The 19769-nt window shown below is 62.4% G+C and carries 20 protein-coding genes; 7 read left to right on the top strand and 13 right to left on the bottom strand.

What is annotated here, in order from left to right:
- Position 1 precedes the first annotated feature (1 nt).
- The 5 genes from ABQJ48_RS19435 to ABQJ48_RS19415 form a co-directional block, all read right to left on the bottom strand.
- Complete coding sequence (locus ABQJ48_RS19435; RefSeq protein WP_367839637.1) at positions 2–280, bottom strand: DUF1488 family protein; 279 nt, start codon at positions 278–280, stop codon at positions 2–4.
- Positions 281–479: 199 nt separating this feature from the next.
- Positions 480–1202, bottom strand: a complete 723-nt coding sequence (locus tag ABQJ48_RS19430) for a CDP-diacylglycerol diphosphatase (RefSeq protein WP_367839636.1) — start codon at positions 1200–1202, stop codon at positions 480–482.
- 194 nt (positions 1203–1396) lie between these two features.
- The gene (gene iaaH / locus ABQJ48_RS19425; RefSeq protein WP_367839635.1) at positions 1397–2851 is read right to left on the bottom strand and encodes an indoleacetamide hydrolase; all 1455 of its coding nucleotides are present in this window, start codon (positions 2849–2851) and stop codon (positions 1397–1399) included.
- Between the two features lie 380 nt (positions 2852–3231).
- Positions 3232–3447 carry a transcriptional regulator gene (locus ABQJ48_RS19420; protein ID WP_367839634.1) on the bottom strand — a complete coding sequence of 72 codons (216 nt, stop codon included), beginning with the start codon at positions 3445–3447 and terminating at the stop codon, positions 3232–3234.
- 349 nt (positions 3448–3796) lie between these two features.
- The gene (locus tag ABQJ48_RS19415; RefSeq protein WP_367839633.1) at positions 3797–4456 is read right to left on the bottom strand and encodes an NADPH-dependent FMN reductase; all 660 of its coding nucleotides are present in this window, start codon (positions 4454–4456) and stop codon (positions 3797–3799) included.
- Between the two features lie 417 nt (positions 4457–4873).
- On the opposite strand from ABQJ48_RS19415, the gene ABQJ48_RS19410 reads away from it, so the two are divergent.
- Positions 4874–5593 carry a J domain-containing protein gene (locus tag ABQJ48_RS19410; RefSeq protein WP_367839766.1) on the top strand — a complete coding sequence of 240 codons (720 nt, stop codon included), beginning with the start codon at positions 4874–4876 and terminating at the stop codon, positions 5591–5593.
- Positions 5594–5597: 4 nt separating this feature from the next.
- On the opposite strand, the gene ABQJ48_RS19405 is transcribed toward ABQJ48_RS19410, so the two are convergent.
- Entirely contained in the window at positions 5598–6263 is a 666-nt protein-coding gene (locus ABQJ48_RS19405; protein ID WP_367839632.1) for a gamma-glutamylcyclotransferase, read from the bottom strand.
- 527 nt (positions 6264–6790) lie between these two features.
- On the opposite strand from ABQJ48_RS19405, the gene ABQJ48_RS19400 reads away from it, so the two are divergent.
- Positions 6791–7411: an arsenate-mycothiol transferase ArsC gene (locus ABQJ48_RS19400; protein WP_367839631.1), complete on the top strand. Its 621-nt coding sequence runs from the start codon at positions 6791–6793 to the stop codon at positions 7409–7411.
- Between the two features lie 367 nt (positions 7412–7778).
- Here ABQJ48_RS19400 and ABQJ48_RS19395 read toward each other — a convergent pair whose 3' ends face one another.
- Positions 7779–8105 carry an H-NS histone family protein gene (locus ABQJ48_RS19395; protein ID WP_367839630.1) on the bottom strand — a complete coding sequence of 109 codons (327 nt, stop codon included), beginning with the start codon at positions 8103–8105 and terminating at the stop codon, positions 7779–7781.
- Between the two features lie 755 nt (positions 8106–8860).
- On the opposite strand from ABQJ48_RS19395, the gene ABQJ48_RS19390 reads away from it, so the two are divergent.
- The gene (locus ABQJ48_RS19390; RefSeq protein ID WP_367839629.1) at positions 8861–9178 is read left to right on the top strand and encodes a hypothetical protein; all 318 of its coding nucleotides are present in this window, start codon (positions 8861–8863) and stop codon (positions 9176–9178) included.
- 53 nt (positions 9179–9231) lie between these two features.
- Here the strand turns inward: ABQJ48_RS19390 and ABQJ48_RS19385 are convergent, their stop codons facing one another.
- Positions 9232–9507: a hypothetical protein gene (locus tag ABQJ48_RS19385; protein ID WP_367839628.1), complete on the bottom strand. Its 276-nt coding sequence runs from the start codon at positions 9505–9507 to the stop codon at positions 9232–9234.
- A 304-nt stretch (positions 9508–9811) separates the two neighbouring features.
- On the opposite strand from ABQJ48_RS19385, the gene ABQJ48_RS19380 reads away from it, so the two are divergent.
- The gene (locus ABQJ48_RS19380; protein ID WP_367839627.1) at positions 9812–10339 is read left to right on the top strand and encodes a low affinity iron permease family protein; all 528 of its coding nucleotides are present in this window, start codon (positions 9812–9814) and stop codon (positions 10337–10339) included.
- A 585-nt stretch (positions 10340–10924) separates the two neighbouring features.
- Entirely contained in the window at positions 10925–11260 is a 336-nt protein-coding gene (locus ABQJ48_RS19375; RefSeq protein WP_367839626.1) for a hypothetical protein, read from the top strand.
- A gap of 149 nt (positions 11261–11409) precedes the next feature.
- Here ABQJ48_RS19375 and ABQJ48_RS19370 read toward each other — a convergent pair whose 3' ends face one another.
- The 5 genes from ABQJ48_RS19370 to ABQJ48_RS19350 form a co-directional block, all read right to left on the bottom strand.
- Entirely contained in the window at positions 11410–12390 is a 981-nt protein-coding gene (locus ABQJ48_RS19370) for a fimbrial protein (RefSeq protein ID WP_367839625.1), read from the bottom strand.
- 114 nt (positions 12391–12504) lie between these two features.
- The gene (locus ABQJ48_RS19365) at positions 12505–15078 is read right to left on the bottom strand and encodes a fimbria/pilus outer membrane usher protein (protein WP_367839624.1); all 2574 of its coding nucleotides are present in this window, start codon (positions 15076–15078) and stop codon (positions 12505–12507) included.
- Between the two features lie 112 nt (positions 15079–15190).
- The gene (locus ABQJ48_RS19360) at positions 15191–15952 is read right to left on the bottom strand and encodes a fimbria/pilus periplasmic chaperone (protein WP_367839623.1); all 762 of its coding nucleotides are present in this window, start codon (positions 15950–15952) and stop codon (positions 15191–15193) included.
- An 83-nt stretch (positions 15953–16035) separates the two neighbouring features.
- Positions 16036–16584, bottom strand: a complete 549-nt coding sequence (locus ABQJ48_RS19355; RefSeq protein ID WP_367839622.1) for a fimbrial protein — start codon at positions 16582–16584, stop codon at positions 16036–16038.
- A gap of 718 nt (positions 16585–17302) precedes the next feature.
- The gene (locus ABQJ48_RS19350; protein ID WP_367839621.1) at positions 17303–18202 is read right to left on the bottom strand and encodes a hypothetical protein; all 900 of its coding nucleotides are present in this window, start codon (positions 18200–18202) and stop codon (positions 17303–17305) included.
- A gap of 1039 nt (positions 18203–19241) precedes the next feature.
- Here ABQJ48_RS19350 and ABQJ48_RS19345 point away from each other — a divergent pair.
- Positions 19242–19559 (top strand): transposase, encoded by a 318-nt coding sequence (locus tag ABQJ48_RS19345; protein WP_367839620.1) that lies wholly within the window; start codon positions 19242–19244, stop codon positions 19557–19559.
- A partial coding sequence (locus ABQJ48_RS19340; protein ID WP_367839619.1) for an IS3 family transposase occupies positions 19556–19769 on the top strand: 214 nt, incomplete at its 3' end. The genes ABQJ48_RS19345 and ABQJ48_RS19340, both read left to right, overlap by 4 nt.

The raw sequence follows: 19769 nt of genomic DNA, 5'->3' as shown, positions 1-19769 counted from the left end.
GCTAATGTCTGACCCTACGGAACTCGTCGAGCCCGAGCGGCACCGGCTCGCTTGGTCTCACGGTCCATTTTTGCGAGGCGACGGAGAGAATCTCCTGTTGCGCGTCTTCGAAGGCGACGAGCAAATCGCGCTTGCGCGTGCTGGCAGCACCGCAAAATGCGATCAACGCGTCCGCGCTGACTTCGAAAATCTGCGCGCGATCGTCGCGGCACACGCGGAAGGCGACCGTTGCGCGTTCCGTTACACAAGGCCGGAACCCCTCATCGAGATAAACTGGCATGGCGAACTCCCCTACGACACCCGAGCCATAAGGATGACAAATCGCGCCGTTGGGGTGTGTGGGAGAACCGGCACTTGCGATCAAATGCCCAGCGTCGCGGGAGGCGGCGAGATTTGGAAACCGGTACGTCCGCGCAAGCCTGGGTAGCCGGCACCCGCCGAACAGGCCATCCAGCTCGCGACGCGAGCGCCGCTCCGGCTCAATTGGCGTCCGCCACGCGGCACGCGTGGTCCATCAGCGCTTCGGCCGAGCCGGTGCCGGCGCCGACTTCGGTGCCGCTGTTCACTATCAGCCAGCCGTCTGCGTCCGCGTCCCGTCCCGCGCCCGTCACGAGGATGGTCTGCGTTGCCATCGCCGCGGCACCGCGATTGTCGCGCGCGACCACGTGAAAAGGATTGCCGGCACCGGCCAGCGAGCTCACGCGCATGATCCGGTAGCGATCGCCGTCGATCGTCTGCCAGCGCCATTGATCGGGCGTGTCCTTCGCATGACTCGCGAGTACGGCGCTGACGTCCGGGCGCAGGCAGTCGATATGGATATGCAACTGGTTTTGCGAGCGGCGATACGCGGAGTTGATTTCGAGTCCGAGCTGATCGTCGGGCAACGCGCGGTGGACGGCCGTCTCGACGTAATGCCGCGAGTCCCAAGCGTCGACCCAGTAATTCTGCGCATGCGGCGCGAGCACGAGCGGACTTTCAATGCCGGTGATGCGGTCGGTCGGAATCAGCAGATACTGCGAGCGGCCGAAAATATCCTTAAGGACGACGTAACGTTTGTCGAGATCCACCTTGGCACATTGGCCCGGCGTGCCGGTGGCCTGCTGCGACGGCACGCAGCGTAGGTCGACGATCTTCCACAGCGCGTTCGAATCGATCTTGGCGAGGTCCGCGCATGCTGCGGCACTGCATAGGACAACTGACATGACCGCCAGACTGAAGGCGCGGCCAATGAAAGTTCGCTGCGTGTGTGAGTGGTCTGGCGGCTGGTTGTGCGGGTGCTTTTGCGCGTGGGCGCGGGTAGATGTAGGTGTCCTCATCGGCACTTTTTGGCTTGCGTGGTCAAAGGGAGTTGTTGTCGGCGTGAGGCGGTACGGCAGCTCGGGCGCAACAGGCGGCGTCAAAGCATCGGCGCGGGGACCCCGCCCAGGCACTGTTCGAACGCGACGCCGATCGCCAGCAACCGCCGGTCGGAGCCGAGCGGCCCATCCAGTTCCAGGCCCACCGGCAACCCGCTCGCGCTCATGCCCGCGGGCAGCGACAGCCCGGGAATGCCGGATGTGCTGGCGGGATCGGTATTGCGCACGAACGCTTGCATCGTATCGATCGGTGGCGCACCGTCGATCGAAACCGTGGACGAACCGCTTACGTCATCGATCGGCACCGCCGTCAGGCGCGTGGTGGGAAACAGCAGCGCGTCGAGGCGCTCGGCGGCGAACGTCGCGGCCATGTATTGCTGCAAGCGCGGTCGCCAGTGGTTGAGCGCCGCCGCGTAATGCGCACCGAGCACGTCGGCGAGCACGCTGTCGTAGATCGCGCGCACATCGGGGCTCGCAATGCGCGCGGCCAGTTCGGCCACCGTGCTGACCGGCGCATGGTTGGCGACGAGCCAGGCCAGCACGTCGTCGCGCGCTTCGTGAATTGCAACGGGGCCGCCGACCATCGCATTGAGCTCTTCCAGTTCGCTCATCGGCACCGGCACGAACACGACGCCGGCGGCTTCGAGCCGAATCAGCGCGGCGCGCGCGACGTCATCCACCTGGCGCTCCAGGCCTTCCCACAGCGGCGCCGGCAGGCCGACGCGCAGGCCGTTGAGCGCGAGCACCGGTAGCGCGCCGGCCGACGTGATCACGCCGTCGAGCAGCGCGAGGTCGGCGACGGTGCGCGCCATCGGCCCCACGGTGTCGCGCGTGTGACTGATCGGCACCACGGCGTCAGGATCGTGATAGCGCCGCTCGGCGCCGCCGTTGCCGACCGACGGCCGGAACCCCGCGACGCCGGTCAACGCCGCGGGAATGCGCGTCGAGCCGCCGGTATCGGTGCCCAGGCCCGCGGGCACGATGCGCGCGGCGATCGCCGCCGCCGTGCCGCCGGACGAGCCGCCGGGAATCAGCGAGGGATCGTAGGGGTTGCGCACCGGCCCGGCATGCGTGGCGAAATTCGTGCTCGTGATGCCGAACGCCAGTTCGTGCATGTTTGCTTTGCCGAGCACGATCGCCCCCGCATCGATGAGCCGTTGCACGGAAGGCGCGTTGGTCGACGGGATGAAGCCTTCCAGAGCGGGCGTGCCCGCCGAGGTTTGCAAACCTGCCGTGTTGATGTTGTCCTTTACGACGATCGGCAGGCCGGCAAGCGGCATTTGCGCTTTCGCCGCGGCTGGCAGCGCGTCGATGCGCGCGGCGGCGGCGAGCGCGCCGGCGAGGTCCAGCGTGGTGAGCGCATTCAGGCTCGACAGTGCGGCGGCGCGGGCGAGCAGGGTGCCCACGTAGTCGGTGGCGGTGAGATGGCCGGACTGGATCGCAGCGACCGCTTGTGTGGCGCTCAGCGCGAGTTGTTCATCGACAGTCCAGGTCATGGCGGCGTTTCCTTGTTCTCGGGTGTGTTGCCGGCGCGAGTGCGGTCGGCGATGCGCGCAGCACGGCAAGTTCAGCCGAAACGAGACGCCGGGTGGCCGGAGCAAGACGCTCGCGCGCGGTGCGCGCGTGCGTGCCGCGCCTGAGCCGCGCAACGGCCGCGCGAAAACCGCGAGCATGGGCTGTATGCTTCGGCAAAATCGTTCGACGTGTAGGACATGGGGGCGTGCAAACGACGTACTGATGATGCCGCCTATTCTGGCACAGCGATCCGAAAGCCGATGACAAACGCAGCCGCCGCTAACGGGCGACTGCTTTCAGGTTCACGCGGGGCGCTTTCACGGCACGAGCACCGCCCTCGCGCCGTTGGACGCGAAGCACGTCACTGGTGATTGTCGACCCACACGCGTGCCCATCGGCACGCGTAGGCGAGCGCATTTTCTTCGTCGAAGAAATAATCGAGCGCGTCGAACGAATAGGCCTTGCCGTTGTTCGCGGAAGTTTTCTCAATGGTCAGATTGGCGGCGAACATGCCATTGGGCAGCAGTTGCGCGGCCGGCGCGACCTCGTACCCCTTGTAGCGCATAGGTGAGTTCATGTTATCGACTTGTCAGTGTGCCCGCGTGCGTTGCAACAAAATCGGTGCGCGGGGCGGACCCCTTCCGCCGGACGTTCGATCACGGCGAGTAGGGGCAAGCGTAGGGCGCGCCGCATAGCGGGCGGACCCATCTTTCGTCGTGAGTTAATCGGCAATCAGCGGGGTTCGGGAGCGCTCTTCAGGAGCCCGGACCGTATCGTTCGCTGTGTCGAGACATTATCAGCGGGGCGGCCAAGCGGTCTGTTATGTCCCGCACGGTTTGCGCGAATGCCGCCGCGGTGGGCCGCCCGAGCGGTCAAACGCATGTTGGGCGGAGCGTCGGTGAGAAGTGCGCGGGTGCGGCGCTCGATCAGACCGCGTGAAGCAGGCGCGCCGGTTCCGCCTCACCGAGACGCTCGCCGGCCGACGGCGGGCTCGACGCCCGATGCGCAATGAACGCCAGCGCGAATTGCGCGGCTTGCTGTCCGACGGTCGCGAGTTGATCGACGACCTTTGTGTCGGAGCAGGTGTCGGCGGCGTCGAAGCGCGTTTCGAGCGTGTTGATGCCCGCGCCGAACGGCGTCGGCCAGCCGCGCAACGCGTGGACGATCGAGCGCAGTGAGAGCAGTACGGAACCGGCGGCCTGCCAGCCATACGCGGTTACGATGCAGCCGACCGCGCGGCCGTCCAGATACGGACGCGCGTCGCCGCGCAGTTCTTCGAGCGTGTCGAGCGCGTTCTTTACGAGGGCGGACACGCCGCCGTGGTAGCCGGGCGTCGCGATGATCAGCGCGTCCGCGTGGCGCACCGCGTCGAGCAGTTGGAGCTGCTCCTTGGTGCGGTTGGGCTGTTCCGGCGCATAGTGGGGCAGGCTATGCAGAAAGGTGCCGCCGAACAACCGCGTGTTCGCTCCGGCGGCCTCGGCGCCGCGCAACGCCAAGCCGAGCGCGCGCTCGGTCGACGAAGCCGCGCGGGTCGTGCCGCCGATGCCGACGACGAGCGGCCGGCGCTGATGATCGAATCGGATCAACGAAATACTCCTTGTGTAGCGGCTCACGGCACGCTGGCGCGGAACTGCGCGTAGAGCGGGCCGGGACGAACCGGCTTTCACTGTCATCTTAACGACCGCCGGGCGCGGGGCTAAGCGACTTCTGGTTCTAACCATATAACCGCGCCAATGACCGCGTGCGGGCGCGTTGCGCTGCAAAGTACATCGAGCCGCCCCCGATAAGCATTTGGCGAACGCTTGTTTGGCCGCGGGACGGGCGCCGGTTACGATGATTAGGTCTCCTCCATGGCACGCCTTAACATGGGACTCGGCCTTGCGGGTTCGGTGGCGAGGCTTTTTTATGTCGTTGCAGCGGCACTGGCGCGCGCCGCTTGACGAAAGGCCGCTTTTCCCATGCTACGATGGTCCGCGATGATTCCCGGCGAGATCTGGCAAGCAATGACGACCCTATATGAAACGCTCGGCGTGCACGCGCACGCCACCGACGAAGAAATCAAGCGGGCTTACCGCAAGGCCGCGATGAAGTGGCATCCGGACCGCAATCACGGCGCTGAGAAGGCCGCGCACGCCGCGTTCCAGGAAATCAAGGACGCGTACGCGATCCTCTCCGACGCCGAGCAGCGCAAGGTGTACGACGCGGTGTACGCGGAACAGATGCGCCACTGGGAAGCGCAGCGTGAGCGTCAACAGCAGGCGCAGGCGCAGCGCGCGGCAGCGGCACGCGCGGCCGACGAAGCGGCGTATGCGGAGATGGTGTCGGTCGCGATCCGTTTCGCCGACGAAGGCCATAATCGCGACGTGCTGTTCGGCGTGCTGCTCGGGCGGCAATGCGAGCCACGGCGGGCGGCGCAGATCGCGGACAGCGTAGCGGCGCTGCAGGCGTCGCGGCGCGAGGCGGCGAAGGCGGGTGTGGCTGGCAAAGCAGCACCCGCGACCGATCCTGCCAATGCCGTCGGTGCGGGCGAAGACGCCGAGATGCCGCCCCAGGCCGACACGGGCGCAGTCAACCACGCCACCACTGACGCCGAGCCCGGCAAGCGCGCGAAGCACACGAACCAGGCGACGCCTGCGAACCACGACGAACCCGCCGCCGACGCGCATCCGGCCGGCGCGCTCGGCGGCCTCTGGTTTCAATTTCTGAACAGTCTGCGTTTCTGACGCTTCACGCGGGCTGGCCGATGATTCGCGCCAGCTCGCCCGCAAGCTCGTCGACATACGGATCGTGCATGCCGCAGTCCGCCAACGCACTTTGCAGCTTGAACGCGTACTCCGCGTTGGTGCCGAAGGGCCCGGCAGCGACGGCCATGCACGGCGCGATCGCGGCTGCGCGCGCATCGCCCTCGTATTGCGAGTCGGCGGGCTCGGCGACGAACGCGATTGCGCGGACTTCGGTGCCGTCGTCGAGGGTGACTGGCGCCCACGTTGGGCGATAAGCGCCCGTCACCATCTCGCGGATCCAGAGAATGCGCAATTCTTCTTCGAGCGTCTCGCCGCACAGGCGCAATGCCACACCGGCCGTGCTGCCGCCCGGTTCTAGCGAAAGCATGCGCCCCGGCTGCTGCGGCGTGGCGCGCCCGGCGATCAGGCGGATACAGAAGCTGCGATGCCAACCGTGCAGCGTCGCGATGCGGCGGCTATCGAAGTCCGAGATCGGATTCCACATCAGCGAGCCGTAAGCGAACACCCATACGTCGCCTTCATGTGGACGCTGCTGCATGGTCAGCGCGAGCGACGCGTCGATCTGCGCCTGAGTCCACAGCATGTCCTTGGGCAGCGAATCGAAACTTTCGAGGTAGGCGCCGGAACTGATGGCGTTTCTGTTCAGCATCGAGGGGTCCGTGACGAAGGGCGTCGTGCGCCGACATAAAGGTAGGTGCTTGAAGTGTGACCCCGAACAGCGGCGCAATAAACCGGCCTGCGCGCAATACTGCGTCGCGTTGCCCGCGCAAATGGGTTGTCGCGTGGCTGCGATGGGTTCCGAGTGAATGGCGGCGTGACACTGGCAATATCGCGGTGCTGGCCGCTCTGGCGGGGACGCGCTCACGGCGAGCCGGATTAGGGCCTGGAACGCTCTGGGGAATGGCCGGGCGAACATTCGCCGGTCTGGACGTGCTGCGATGCATTGCGTGGATGGACTATGCGCCCCTCGTCCGAGGCTGACAGCATAATGTAAGATGCCCGTCCCTCAGACGCGGCGGCGAATACGATTCCCGGCGTTGCTCGCGCGAATCGACAAGCGTTGGTGAAAATTCCCGTGGCGTAACTATTTAAGACATCGTAGTGTCACGGGTGCGCAAGACTGGGTCGGCACAATGGCACCCAGAAGCAAAAAGAAAACACGGCGGCGGGGTGAGCGTGACCAGAAAATATAAGGTGCTGTTTCTTTGCCGCGACAACTCAGCGTGCGGCATCATTGCCGAAGCTTTGCTGCGCGAACTGGCCGGACACCGGTTCGAAGCCTTTAGCGCGGGGCCGGAGCCGGCCGCGCGGGTTCATCCGCTGGCGGTCGCGCAATTGCGCTTGAGCATCTCGGTGCGCGACGCATTGAGCCCGAAAAGCTGGCTGGAATTTACTGGCGAATGGGCGCCGCGAATGGACCTGGTCGTCGCGCTGGACGAATCTGTCGGCGAACATCATGTGCCCGCGTTTCCGGGCGCGCCTTCGTTGCTCACCTGGAGCGTTGCCGATCCCCTCGTGGACGGCATGCCGGACGACGAGCGCGCGCGACTGTTCGAAAAAATGTTCTGGCAGATCGTGCGCCAGGTCAGCGCGCTTATTGCGCTGCCGCAATTTGCGAATCCGCCTGGGCATGGCGGCGGTGCCTGCAACGAGGATTGCCCTGTGTTGCCCGCTAGCGATGCACGCTGCGGCGTTGGCGGCCCCGCCAACCCGCTGGTCGAAGATCCAACGGGTGCCGCAACGGTCGGCCCGACGAACGCCTCCTCACAGGACAGGACCAGCAGCTGCGACGCGTGAGTGACGAGCGCCATTGCTCGGCTAACGAGTCGCTGAGTTCAGCTCCCGCTCATTCGAGCGCTGCGTCAACCGATATCGGCTAGACGCCGCAGTGCATCGCATGGGTGTTTTCCGTTGCGAATTCGGGCGCCCCGACCATTCCTAACCATATGACCGGTTGGTGCCAGCCGACGCGTCATTGCGCTATTCAAGCCGGCCGTACGGCGCGGCGACGTGCACCCATGTTGACTGCGAAGGACGCGATTCGCCGGCACGGCCCACGCGACGACCCTCGCGTGCGCGCGTCAGGGGGCATGCGAAACCTGCGATATGCGACCGGAAAATGCGGGGGCTGACTGATGAGCCAACGGCTCGACAGCCTGATGACTTAGCGATTGTGGGACCGCGCAAGCGGACTTCCCGCAAACGGATCGTTTTTCCAGTCCACGTGTTTTTTCGACTGCGGCGCAGGGGCCGGTTTGGCTGTCAATTCGAAGTGGTCGATGGATTGACCTGCGCTGATCGCCTGTTTCAGCCATTGGGGCATTTCGCCCTGGCCGTCCCAACTGTCGCCCGTCGCGCTGCGGTAGCGCTGCGCCTTTTGGGCCATCGGCTCGGACGCCAGCGCGGCAGCGACATCTTCCGGTTTGATGCCAAACTCTTCCATGCGATGGCGGAGATACGCAATGATGCTATCTCGCTTCCTTTCGTCCATATGATATTCGTCCTTCTAAAACGTCCAGCGTTCTGTCAATTACAGATTGCAAGCTAAAGTTGCGGTGCGTCGATCCCGTATGAATGGGGCCGGCCCGCGGTGGGGTTGTCGTTCGGAGGAAAATCCATGAGCCGCGTTAAAAACGTTGCTCCATAAATCGCGCTACAGTTTATGCCCAATCACGCCGCCTATCCGGCTCACCGCGGCGGCCAGTGAATAGCCAGCGATTCGCCGCACAGCGGAAAAGGCTGATAAGCCTTGAGGCCCAACGGTAACAACTGAGGTGACAATGCACGGATTGCGAACGGCGGTCTCACGTCCACGCTCCGTCTCTCGCCGGTGTTATGCGCTCACCGCTTTTTTACGTTATGACAGCATCATAACGCACTGTGCGGGCAATGCACGCACCGCTACCACTGATTTTCTTCACGAATGCGGTTTATCGAACGGAATAGCCCGCCTCGCCACCCGGGGACCCCCGGATTGAAATCCGGGACGGGCGAACTATAAAGGAATAGCGGAGCAGACATTCGCGCTGCCAGCCTGCGGCGACCGATTTAACCTGGCATGGGGAACGTCGTTCGACCTCGGTTGCAGTATTGGCAGTCAAAGACTCGTTTGGTTCGGTGATCCGTTCGCGGCAGTTGTGCATCGGCATCGACTTGTTCCTCGGCCCGTTTTGGGCGAGCTGGCTTTTCGCGGATCGATTCTTCAGGAGGACGGGAACTGCTGCGCCGGATTCGAGGAGTCTGGACATGAAAGTACGTTTATTGATGGTAGTCGCGAGCGCGTTGCTGCTGCTCGCGCCGAGAACCGCCAATGCCATGGCACCGGACGGCCAGCCGGGTGCCGGCATGTCGGCCCATGAGTTGATGCAACGGGACGCGAACGAGTCGGCGCAGGCCACGACAGACATGTCGTACGGCGAACCCGCTGGCGGCATGGATGGTCGTGCACAAGCGGCGCTGACCTCTTACGGCGGCGTGGCCGCGGGGCAATCGCAATCGGGGGGCGCGCGGCACGGCGACCTTTGCGCTTCTGGCGCGCAGTGCAGGATGTATTTCGGTCACTGACCCCCACGAGTGGAGCGCGACGCTGGACAGAATAGCGCCCATCGCCATTCGATTCACGTGATGGCGGCGGCCGGCGTCGCCGCGTGCCCTGTGCGCTCGGCCAGACGCTGTACCACTTCGGCGATATGCTGCCGGCCGACCCCATCACCCTCCGTGTAACCGCGTAATTCATCCAGCAACGCGCGCCACGACGCATGCCAGCGCGTCTCCCGGATGCACGCACCCGACGGATCGGCAATCCGCAACAAGCCCTTGTCGGGATAGAAGGTCAGGATGACCGGCGTGCCGTCGACGACGCAAGTTGCAGTGCAGGGGCGAGTGGCAAGCATGTGTTATGTCCTTTTGCGAGGCGATAAGTAGGCGGTGAATTGGAAAAACGCTGAGCGCGGATGGAGCAAGCCGCGTACCTGAGTTAAGTATCCGGTGCTGGTGAGCTCAACCCGAAAGACCTGCGAAAGACGATTTGTGTCGCGATTGGCGATGAACTGCGTCTTCGCTGCGTTCGGATTCCGACCATCTCACGCAATTCAAAAACCGGTATCCTCGGCAGCGTCCATGCGGGGTTCGGCACGATTTGTGCTGTGGCTTAGCTAGTCGTTGGAGCTCCGTACTACTTATTACCGGAGGCAAGTAATGCGAGAAGATGAAAACCGCGCCTACGCACACAGCCTTGGCACCGGGGCCCACGCTGCAGCTGATGCCGCTTCCGGTTTAGCCCATAGCCACTCGGGGACCCGCGACGTCACGCGAGCGTTCGATGCATTCGCATGCTCTGTAACCCGCGTTGCCGGTTCGCCGGTCGCTTTCGGTATTGCAGCGATGACGGTGCTCCTGTGGGCCGTGACGGGGCCGCTCTTTCACTTTTCCGATTGCTGGCAGCTCGTCATCAACACGGGCACGACCATCATCACATTCCTCATGGTCTTCCTGATCCAGCAAAGCCAGAACAAGGACAGCGCGGCCGTGCATCTGAAGCTCAACGAGCTGCTCGCTTCGCATCGCGCCGCGAACAATCAGTTGATCGGCATCGAGGACGCCTCCGAAGACGACCTTCGACGCCTCGCCGCCGCCTATTTGCGGCTTGCGGGCAAGGCCGCCGACTGTGCTGAGAGAGTCGACGTCGACGCCTGTATCGAAGAACCGTCGACGTCGCATCGATAGCAAATGGCGTTCCGGTAGAGGATCGAAACGAGCCGTTCAATGCCGTGACTTCGCAATGCGCGATCGGTTGCAAGCTGTCATGCGTACGTCTGCGAATAGCGCCCGTCAAAGCGTATTCTGGTCACCGCTGGCGGATGCAGAAGGCCGACCGCAAGCGTCGCGCAATCACGCTGCGCGGCTGGAAAGTATTCGGACGCTAGACGCGGTCGTTGGACTTACTCTCGTCGGACGACGTCAAGGGGGGGCGCCTCGGTTCGGCCCGCGTTCGCTGCCGCTGCCGCTGCGTCACTGTCGCGCGACGGTTAAGAAGTCGGGTGACGACGACGTGGGAGGCGTAAAGTGCATCATGCAGCATGGCGTCTTGCGGCACGGCGGTTCCGGTGGGACTCCCGATGCGGTCGACGCCAGGCGCCATTTCCTGCAACGCGCGTCGTCGACGCGGTCACGGCGTTCGGTAGAGGAGCATCGAATGGAACATAATCGCGTGAAATCCGCCGACGAAGCCGAGCGCCGAAGCGTCATTCCATCTGGCGACTTCTACTGGCTTGCGACTGTAGGCAGTTGTTCAACGCGACGGAGGAAAACATGATCCATCCATCCGGGGCGAATACCGGCCAGCGAGTTCCTCTGGAGGCGTTGCTGACTTTGGCCGAGTATTTGGAGTTGTCGCTCGACGCGGGCGCGAGCCTGATCGTGATGCGCCACGCAAGCGATACCGCGACACTCTATCTGGGAGACGCATCGGGCCCGCGCGCGGACCTGAAGCGGCGTGGCACGCTGACAGCATCGCTTGCCAACGAAATCCTCGACACGACTCGCGCGGGAATGAACGTGATGGAAATAGAAGGTACGACGTACCGATTCTTCCGCAGCTTCACGCACATGGACGACGTCGCTGCGGTCGTGTTCTCTCCGACTTGATGCGCGGCTGCCCGGATCAGGCAGCGCTCACAGCGCGTCGTGACACAGCGACATCGTTCCCTGAACTGTTGTGCTCGCCTCGTTGAGTCCATCACTCTGAACCCGGTCACGCCGGCCGTCAGTGCCGCACGGCAAGACAGGAGCACAGGTTACTGATAGCCCATTGTGAATGTGGCGAGCGCGTTTGCCGTTCCGGCTGTCACGGCAGACGCGGTCTGCACATAGCGGGCTGTCAGCGGAATAATAAAGCCGCCGTTGCCAGTCTGACCGGCCACCCACTGATTAGTGTTCCCTACTACGGCTGAATCCGGCCCGAAGCTGATGACAGTACCGCCGTTCAGTACCTGAACCCCGACGCCCTTGGCTGTCGAGGACGAGGTGAGCGACAGCGTGTTGGACACGTTTCCAGGGTTGTTCTGGTCAGTGAGAGTCGTGTAGACACTCGCCGTTACATTAGCCGCTCCGCCCGCGCAGTTCAGTCCGATGTTGAACGATTTCGCCTGCGAGGTCGACCCAACACCGGTGAACGTGCTTTGTGCAACGCTGCCTAAAGGCACCGTGACTGCCGGTGTTGTCACCGAGCAAGTGGGTATGGTCGGGTTGATGACAATCGGACCGGAGAAGTAGACGTAAAAGATCGGGTATGTTCCCGATTGTGCGGAATACTGAAGGATATTCCCGCTGATGGAGCCACCGGCGGTAATGGGCCCAGTCTTGATGATCTGGACAAAGAACACAAAGCCAGTATTGAAAGCGCCTGTTGTGTTCGACCATGCGGTACTGCTGATCGGCATCGTATTACGGCTCGCGTCCATCAGCTTTATTCCCACGCCGGGGACATTGGTGGAGAACGTCTGGTAGGTGCTGTTATAGGTGCCGACACCAGTCTGCAGTATCGTACCGAACGGGTTGCACGAGGCAGCCCCCGTGGTGGACGAAACGGCGAGCGCGGGAGAGGACCACAGGATCGTACCGTTCGGCACGGTCGGATCGAAGGCAGGCACGCTAGGTTGGGAGTAAATAGGAAATCTCGGCGGCGTGCCGGTGCACGCGGCCCATCCCGTCGTGGGTAACAACAGTGCCAGAAGCAGGCAAAGCAAACCAGTCAATCTCGACATCATGATCTCCATACGACGCATTCAATTACGTTAAACGACCTGTTCCGTACTTCTCAGGTGATGTTGGCAGTCCGGTTCGGCCGCCCGTCACCTACCGGCTCTGCAATATCCCGCCGCGATGCTCCACTATCGACACACCCCATCGGCCACGCTGTACGCAGCGCGGCTTTTCATATCCGGCTTCGGCAACGAGTAATCGACGCCGCAATGCTCGTCTGCGCCGTCGCCCCAGGTCACGAGCAGGCGGCCGGTGTCGCTCTTCAGGCCGCGCACAATGCCCCGCCCTGCCTGCGCGACGGTGCCGACATTCTGTCCTTGCTCGCTGGTCAACTGCGCGCCGAACGGCACCGGTTTGCCGTCGGTAGTCCTGATGCGCAAGATCACGGCGCGCCTTGTGTTCTCCGTCTCGAACTTGAGCCGGACCACGGCCCCCGCGGTCGGCGCGACCGACTGCTGAGTCGACTTCAATTCCACATTGAGCGGAAGACCCTTCGGATCGATCTCGATCTGGTTACTGGCGAACGGACTCAGGGTGGACACGACGGCGTGACCCCACGGGTCGACGCGCAGGCCAGTGTTGTTGGCCAGCCGCGCGCCGGCCGCATCCCGGGCCTCCACGATCGCCAGCGTATCGCCCATCATTGGCGTGAAGGCCACGCCACCCGAATACGCGACGACACCGCCGCTCACGCCAAAGCCGGCCTGCGTGTAGTTGCTGCTCTTGCTGGCATTGCCTGTGAACGTGGCGACCGGCGACGTGTACGAGACGTTGGCGCCCGCGGTGGTGTTGCTGCTCGCGTCGCCACCGCTGCTGTGACCCGCGTTCAGACCATATGCAAACGCACTGTCTGCGCCGAGCGTGCCTGTGACGCCTTGCTGCACGGTGGTGCCCGACTTCCCGCCGGTCTGCAGCGAGGTGGACGAGTAGGGCGCGTGGGCCGCGCCGAGTGGAATACCAAGGGTTAGCATCACCCGGTTGTCCCACTTGTGCGTCGTCACGTCCAGTTGGCGCGAGAGCGCCAGGCTGTAGTTCAGTTGCTTGTAGCTATTGTTGTAGCCCGCCTGCAGTTGCGTGTCCGTGCCGCTGCGGTTCCAGTAGTTCTGCGTGGACCCCGTTAGGTAAAACGACCCATAGCCCGCGCGCAGGGCCTGATTTACCGTGATCTGCAGGCGGCCGCGCTGGATGCTGTTAGCCGCAAGGCCCATGTCGCGCTGATCGAGATCACGCAACGCCATGGCGTCGGCGAGTCCCAGGTAACCGCGGCTAGAGTAGCGGTAAGCCGCCACCGCCAGGTTGGTGTTGGTCGGCTCGACCAGCTTGCTGTAGCTCAGGCGAAGACTTTGGCCGTTGCGGTCAGGCTGATTGTTCAGGCGCGTGGCGGCCTGGGTGATGTCGAAGCCGAAGGCGCCAAAATCCGTATTCAGTGCGGCGCCGAACTGCGCGGCCATGTAGCCGTCTGTCGCGACCACGCCGCCATAGCCTGTGATCAGATTGGTGAAGCCATGCTGGAACGTGCCCTGGAACAGCAACGGATGGAGGCCCACCGTCGGGTTGCGGTACTGACCCACCGCTGCATTAAAGCGCGTCACGCCGGGGCGCAGCGCGTTCACGGCGGCCGCATACGGCACCTTTGAAGTACGGACGCTGCCGTCGGCTTCGTGGACCACCACGGTGAGGTCGCCACCATAGCCGGTGGGGTACAGGTCGTTGATTTCGAACGCCCCGGGCGCCACCGTCGTTTCATAGAGGAGGTTGCCGTTCTGAAGAACCTGCACGCGCGCGTTGCTGTTGGCGATGCCGCGGATAATCGGTGCGTAGCCGCGCTGCGACTCCGGGTACATGCGATCGTCGCTGGCCAGCTGCACGCCCCGCAAGCCGACACTGTCGAACACCGCGCCATCGGTGAACGCGTCGCCGATGGTCAGCTGACTCTTCAGCGGCGCGATCGAACGCTGCAGGTTGGTCTGTATGCTCTGGTAATGGGTGCCTCCCGTGGTACCTGAGGTCAGGCTGCCGCTATGGCGAAACCGCCAGGGTCCAATGTTGATGCCGGCATTCAGTCCCACATAGCTCTCGGTGGAACTCGTCCCGTAGGAATCGGAATGGTCCGCGCTTGCGTTGTAACGCATGATGGCGGCGGGCACGCCGTCGTCCCAGTAGCGCGGTTCGACATAGCCGCGCGCCGTGCGGGCGAGCGCTATTTGCGGCACGGATACATCGAGCCGCAGTTCCCCGCTGTCGAATGCTGCGGTAGCGTCCTGGATCAGTGAAGGCAGCGTCAGACAGGCATTGCCGCCTGTCGCCAGACGGGCGGCCGTCTCAGCCGGCAGTTTCGTCCGGTCCACGCCGATGTGTTCCAGCAGCGCGCGATCGAAGCACGCCTGCACGTCGTTGCTATCGGTGCTCACCTGGCGCAGCTGTACCTCCGAGCGGCCGAGCCAGGCGCCGTTCACATACAGATCGACCCGGTAGTCGCCCGGCAGCGTCACGTTGCCCTTATTGAAGCGACTGATGTCGACATGCGCGGCGCCTGGCGGCTGCTGAACGAACTGATCGCTGAATTCGACTTCGGCCAGTTGGGTGGAAGCCGCCGCACCGGAGGTCGCACCCCACGCGCCGACACTGATGAACAGCAGCGACACCACCGCACTGACAGGCGACAACTGTGAAGGAAAGGGAGGATATTGTTTTTGGTGCACGGCCGCCGACTCCAAGCTTCAGAAAAACCCCCTCCCTGCCGCTTCGCGCAGCATTTTCGTTGGGAAGTGCCCTGTAGAGATGGGCAGCCGGACAAAGCCGACTGCCAGTGAACTACTTCACTTGCGGCGCTGCGTTCAGCACGGTCTCGCCTTCGGCTGGACCGCCGAAATCGTTGATGGCGCGGTAGCGCACCTTGGCGTCAGCGCCCTGGAACACTTCGCCCGAGAGCGGGAAGTCCTGGGTTTCGCCTGGCCCGACCATGCCGCCGTCGTCGAACTTCGCGGTCTTGCCTTCGCCTGTCAGTTCCAGCGCTGCGAACGACACGTGGTAAGGCGTCGGATTGTGGGCTTCCAGTGCGGCGCCCTTGCCGGTCTTGATCACACGCCACGTGATCTGCGCAGGCGCTTCGTCCGCGCTGCCTTTCAGGCCAACAGGACGGAAAAACATCTTGATACGCGAGCGGATCGCCATTTGCAGCTTGTTGACGTCGGCTTCATTGGCAGCCGGCTTGGGCGGTATTTCAAGGACGTTGAGCCAGAATACCGATTCCTTGTCCTGCGGTAACGGCTCGCCGGTGTACAGAATGCGCAAGGTCTGTCCCTTGCCCGGATCGATGCGTGCAAACGGCGGCGTGATGGTAAAGGGCAGATCGATGGCAGACGGTGCAGCCTTGGGATCGCCCTTGTCCAGCCAGGCCTGCGTCAAGGCCGGCGATTTACCGTCGTTGGTCAGCTTGATGGTCTGCTCGGTATCCGCGGCGTTGTAGATGACCCGCGTGCCGGCGATGACAACGGAAGCCTGGACGTGCAGGGCACTCGCCAACCCCAGCGCGAGCACACCGGTAGCCAGAAGAGTCTTGATCGTTTGTTTCATGTCATGGCGGGTCGTTAATTGCGGGAAAGCGGAAATGGCGCGGAACGGCGGAGGTTCGCTCCGCAGCACATCTCTGCAACGCGTTACTGATAGACGAGCGTGTACATCACGCTCGAATTGGCGGCGCCGGCAGTCGGTACGCCGGTTGCCACGTACTGGGCGTAGTACGGAAGGGTTGCGGTGCCACCGGTGATAGCGACCGACTGCGAGTTCTGCGACGCATCGGCAAAGCCGACCTTGATCGGAGAGAGGTCCGAGCCGTTCAGCAGACCGATCTCGACGTTGCTAGCGCCGCCCGCGTTCAACATCAGGTTGCCCGTGGTGGCATCGGTCGTCGGACCCGCTTCAAAGAGCGTGTGCACATTGCCTGTATTCGGCGAGCAGCCCGTGAGCGCGATGGCAAACGGCGTGCGGCCAGCAGGCTGGCCTCCGAGGGTCAGCGACGATACGGACACGGTCGGCAGCGTCACATTGAAGTTCGACGAGCCGGACCCGTTACCGCTGATACTGCAAGTTTGGGCAGTGATGGAGCCGTTGAAGGTGATGGTGCCGTCGGCAGCATGCGAGGCCATCGGCAAGGCCGCAACCATTGCAACGACCGCAGCGATTACGCCAGAGCGATTTATTTTCATTAGCAATCCTATTTGTTATGCTTAAAAGACGTTAATTGACTGAAGGATTCGGGGCATGCAGTTGCCCCGCCCGCACTGAAACCGGTTAAGCCTCGAATTTCCTTTCCTGATCAGGCAACCCACACAGCAATGAGAAGAATCGCTGGGATCCAGATTAAATGTCCAGAATTCAAGTGGGCGACAAATACGATACAGGTCAAGAAACGTAAGGCTAATGTAATTCCGGTTTCGGAGCCGATCATAAAATTTCCGACCAGTGAAACATATAAGACCGGTCAGAATTGCGGGCTCTGCGAAACCTTGAATGCGTTACGCGGCATGCGGGTACATCGGCGGGAAGTTGAGCTTGCCAGCGATCAGGAACAGCCCGTGCGCATGGTGGCGAAGTTGGCATAGTCGCGCGCACGTCGCCTGGTCGGCTGAAACGGGCTGTTGAGAGCTTTCATAAAGCCGTTGGTCTGGCCTTCGGTGTTCGGGCAGCGATGTGCCGTCGAAGTGCTTGCGAATCAGGCGAGGCACCTTCGTACGCCCGGCCTCGGACCGATCGTGGTGAATGAGCTGGCTATGCAGTTACCCGTGAACGCCTGGCAAACCGCAACCTGGCGCGAAGGCAGCGCTTTGCCACCGTACGGGTTCGTCCCGCATTGTGACCAGCTCTCAAAGCGGAGTACACGGACTATCTTCGAGTGGTCCATGTTTCATCCGGACCCCCGTTCATCTATTGCGCTATTTGTTGGCGCTCATATTCGTTCTTCTTCATATCCAGATACTGTTGGCGGTCGAGCTCATGCAATTGACGCGAGTACTGCTCCGTTGCATCGAACCATGTCGCAAAGCGTTGATCGACCCGTTTGTCGACAGGAATGGCAAGCGAAGCCAGATATGCGTCGATGGCAAGGTAATAGCGCGCCGTATTGCGCTCGACGAGGCCGCGCACCCCGCCGATGTATTCGCCGTTCGATGACTTGGTAAAGCCGACTTTCCCGCTGCCCAAGGTCGCGAGATAGGTCTTCATCGCGATGCGTCCGGCCATGCCGAATCCGTACGAATAGCTGAGGTGCAGGAAGGTGCGCCCGTTGCCGATGTCGACGGCTTCGAGCACGATGCGATAGTCCCTGGTACTAAGCGGTCCGTTCGCCGCACTCAGCTCGACCTGGAAGTAATCGGAACCTGTCACCACCGAACGGTAATGGAACTGCACGCGGAACGTGTCACTGAGCTCCTGCTCCGTCTTCTTGCCGACATTCATGCTGATGATCTGGCCGCTGCTGTCTGACGCGGCATGACAATACTTCGTGTTCTCATGCAGTATCAGCACTTCGCACCAGTTCGCGGGGCCTTTCTGGGGGTCGTTGAATGCACTGTTGACGGCCGCGAAAGGATAGTCGACGACGGCGTAGATATCGCCCCTAAGTGTGTTCTGAGTTTCTTCCGAGTCCAGATGTATCGGGCGATGGAACACGTTCAACTTGAGCTGCAGCGCGAGCGTGTCGTACTTGGCCCTAAGCGCGGTCGCATTGTCGTCGGCCGATGTCCGCGCGGCGAACGAGAGACTCAACAGCGCGAGCGCCACGAGTGAGAGCCGTTTGATGACACGCATGATTCGCTGGACGCTCATGACAGCGCGCTCCGCCTAGGTTACGGCAATTGTCGGACGAGTATAGCAGAGCCGCCATTGAACGCCGATGAGACGTCCGAGCATGCAGGTGACCTGGATCATGTGGGCATGGCACACGCGGAACGTTTCGCCGCGGAGCCGGAGGGGACGACGCTGCGCAAATTCTGGCACCTGCATGAAACGGCCAACGGGGCGAAGAACCCTTTTCCAAAGTGGGCCCGATTCTCGAAGCCAGCGGAATGAAGCTCAATAGGAAAGCAATGATCCGTAAAGGCGCGCTGGCCCGCTACAGGTTCAACTGCTTGACCGGCGCTGCCTCAATGCGCTTGGCTTCTAGTACTGGTCAGTTCAAATTGACTGAGGCTTCGTCGTCTGTCAAGTTCCAAAAAATACTTGAAAAAATAGAATTACGACAACGTTACAACTAACGTGGCCCCGAGCGGTAGAGAAGCTGGCGCGGTTGCGAATCGTCAATTCCGCGATACCGACGGAGCATACTCGCATCCACGGTTGTTAGCTTAAGTCATGCAAGTGTTCAAGTGAAATTGATTTTGAATTGGGTACCGTAAGAGCCGGGCAGCTTGCCCATTTGGCTGTTGGCTTGAAGCGTTGCGGAGTACCTGGCTGAGGTCTTTATCAGCGAAGACCGGTCGCGATTAAACAAGAACATTTCCTCCGCACGGCGGCCGATAGGGTTTTCAGCGCGGCAGCGGCCCTGGGGTCGCCCAATCCATTGACCAGCAGCAGGACTGCGGCGGCACGCACGTGCGGATAGCTCCATGTCGATGATTCAAGAACGCTCCAAGGCATGCCTCTCTGATTCGCTCAGCTCGATGATGCGCTTCATCAAATGACGTTGAAGTCGGACTCCTTAATGAACCGCACCAACTTTAAAACCGTTTGCACGCAAAACATAAGCAATGAAACCCACTCGTTCTCCAAATTTGCACGCCAATAAGGGGAAGACACAGTTGTTGGTCGGAGCTGAAGTTGACCCAGAAAAACGGACATCTATCCTTTGGAGAAGGAGGTGCCGATTATGGGCAAGCATCGTACCCCGTACCCGGCCGAATTTCGGGCGCAAATGGTCGACCTGGTGAGGGCCGGACGCAGGCCGGAGGAACTGGAAAAGGAGTTCGAGCCGACTGCACAGACCATCTACAACTGGGTGGCGCAGGCTGATCGCGACACAGGCGTGCGGCATGACGGTCTGACTACAGCCGAACGGCAGGAGCTCACACGGCTGCGTCGTGAAGTCCGGCAACTGAAGATGGAGCGCGACATCCTCTCTCACGCGGCAGCCTGGTTCGCGAGGGAGACGGGATCCGTCCCACCGAAGGGCGGTACGGATTCATGAAGGCGAACCGGGCCCGCTGGCCCATTGCGATGATGGCACGGCTGCTCGGCGTCTCGACGAGTGGCTATTACACGTGGCTGGTGCGACAGCCCGCGTTGCGCACACGTAGCGATGCGCAACTACTCGCGCACATCCGCACGCTACATGCGAGCTCGCGCGGCACGTATGGGGCGCCGCGTATCCATGCGCAGCTCGCGCGCGAAGGCGTAC

This window comes from Paraburkholderia suaedae (assembly GCF_040812055.1).
In the GTDB taxonomy this organism is placed as follows: Bacteria; Pseudomonadota; Gammaproteobacteria; order Burkholderiales; family Burkholderiaceae; genus Paraburkholderia.
Note: the sequence above shows the minus strand (reverse complement) of the source record. Positions and strands in the feature narration are given on the sequence as shown.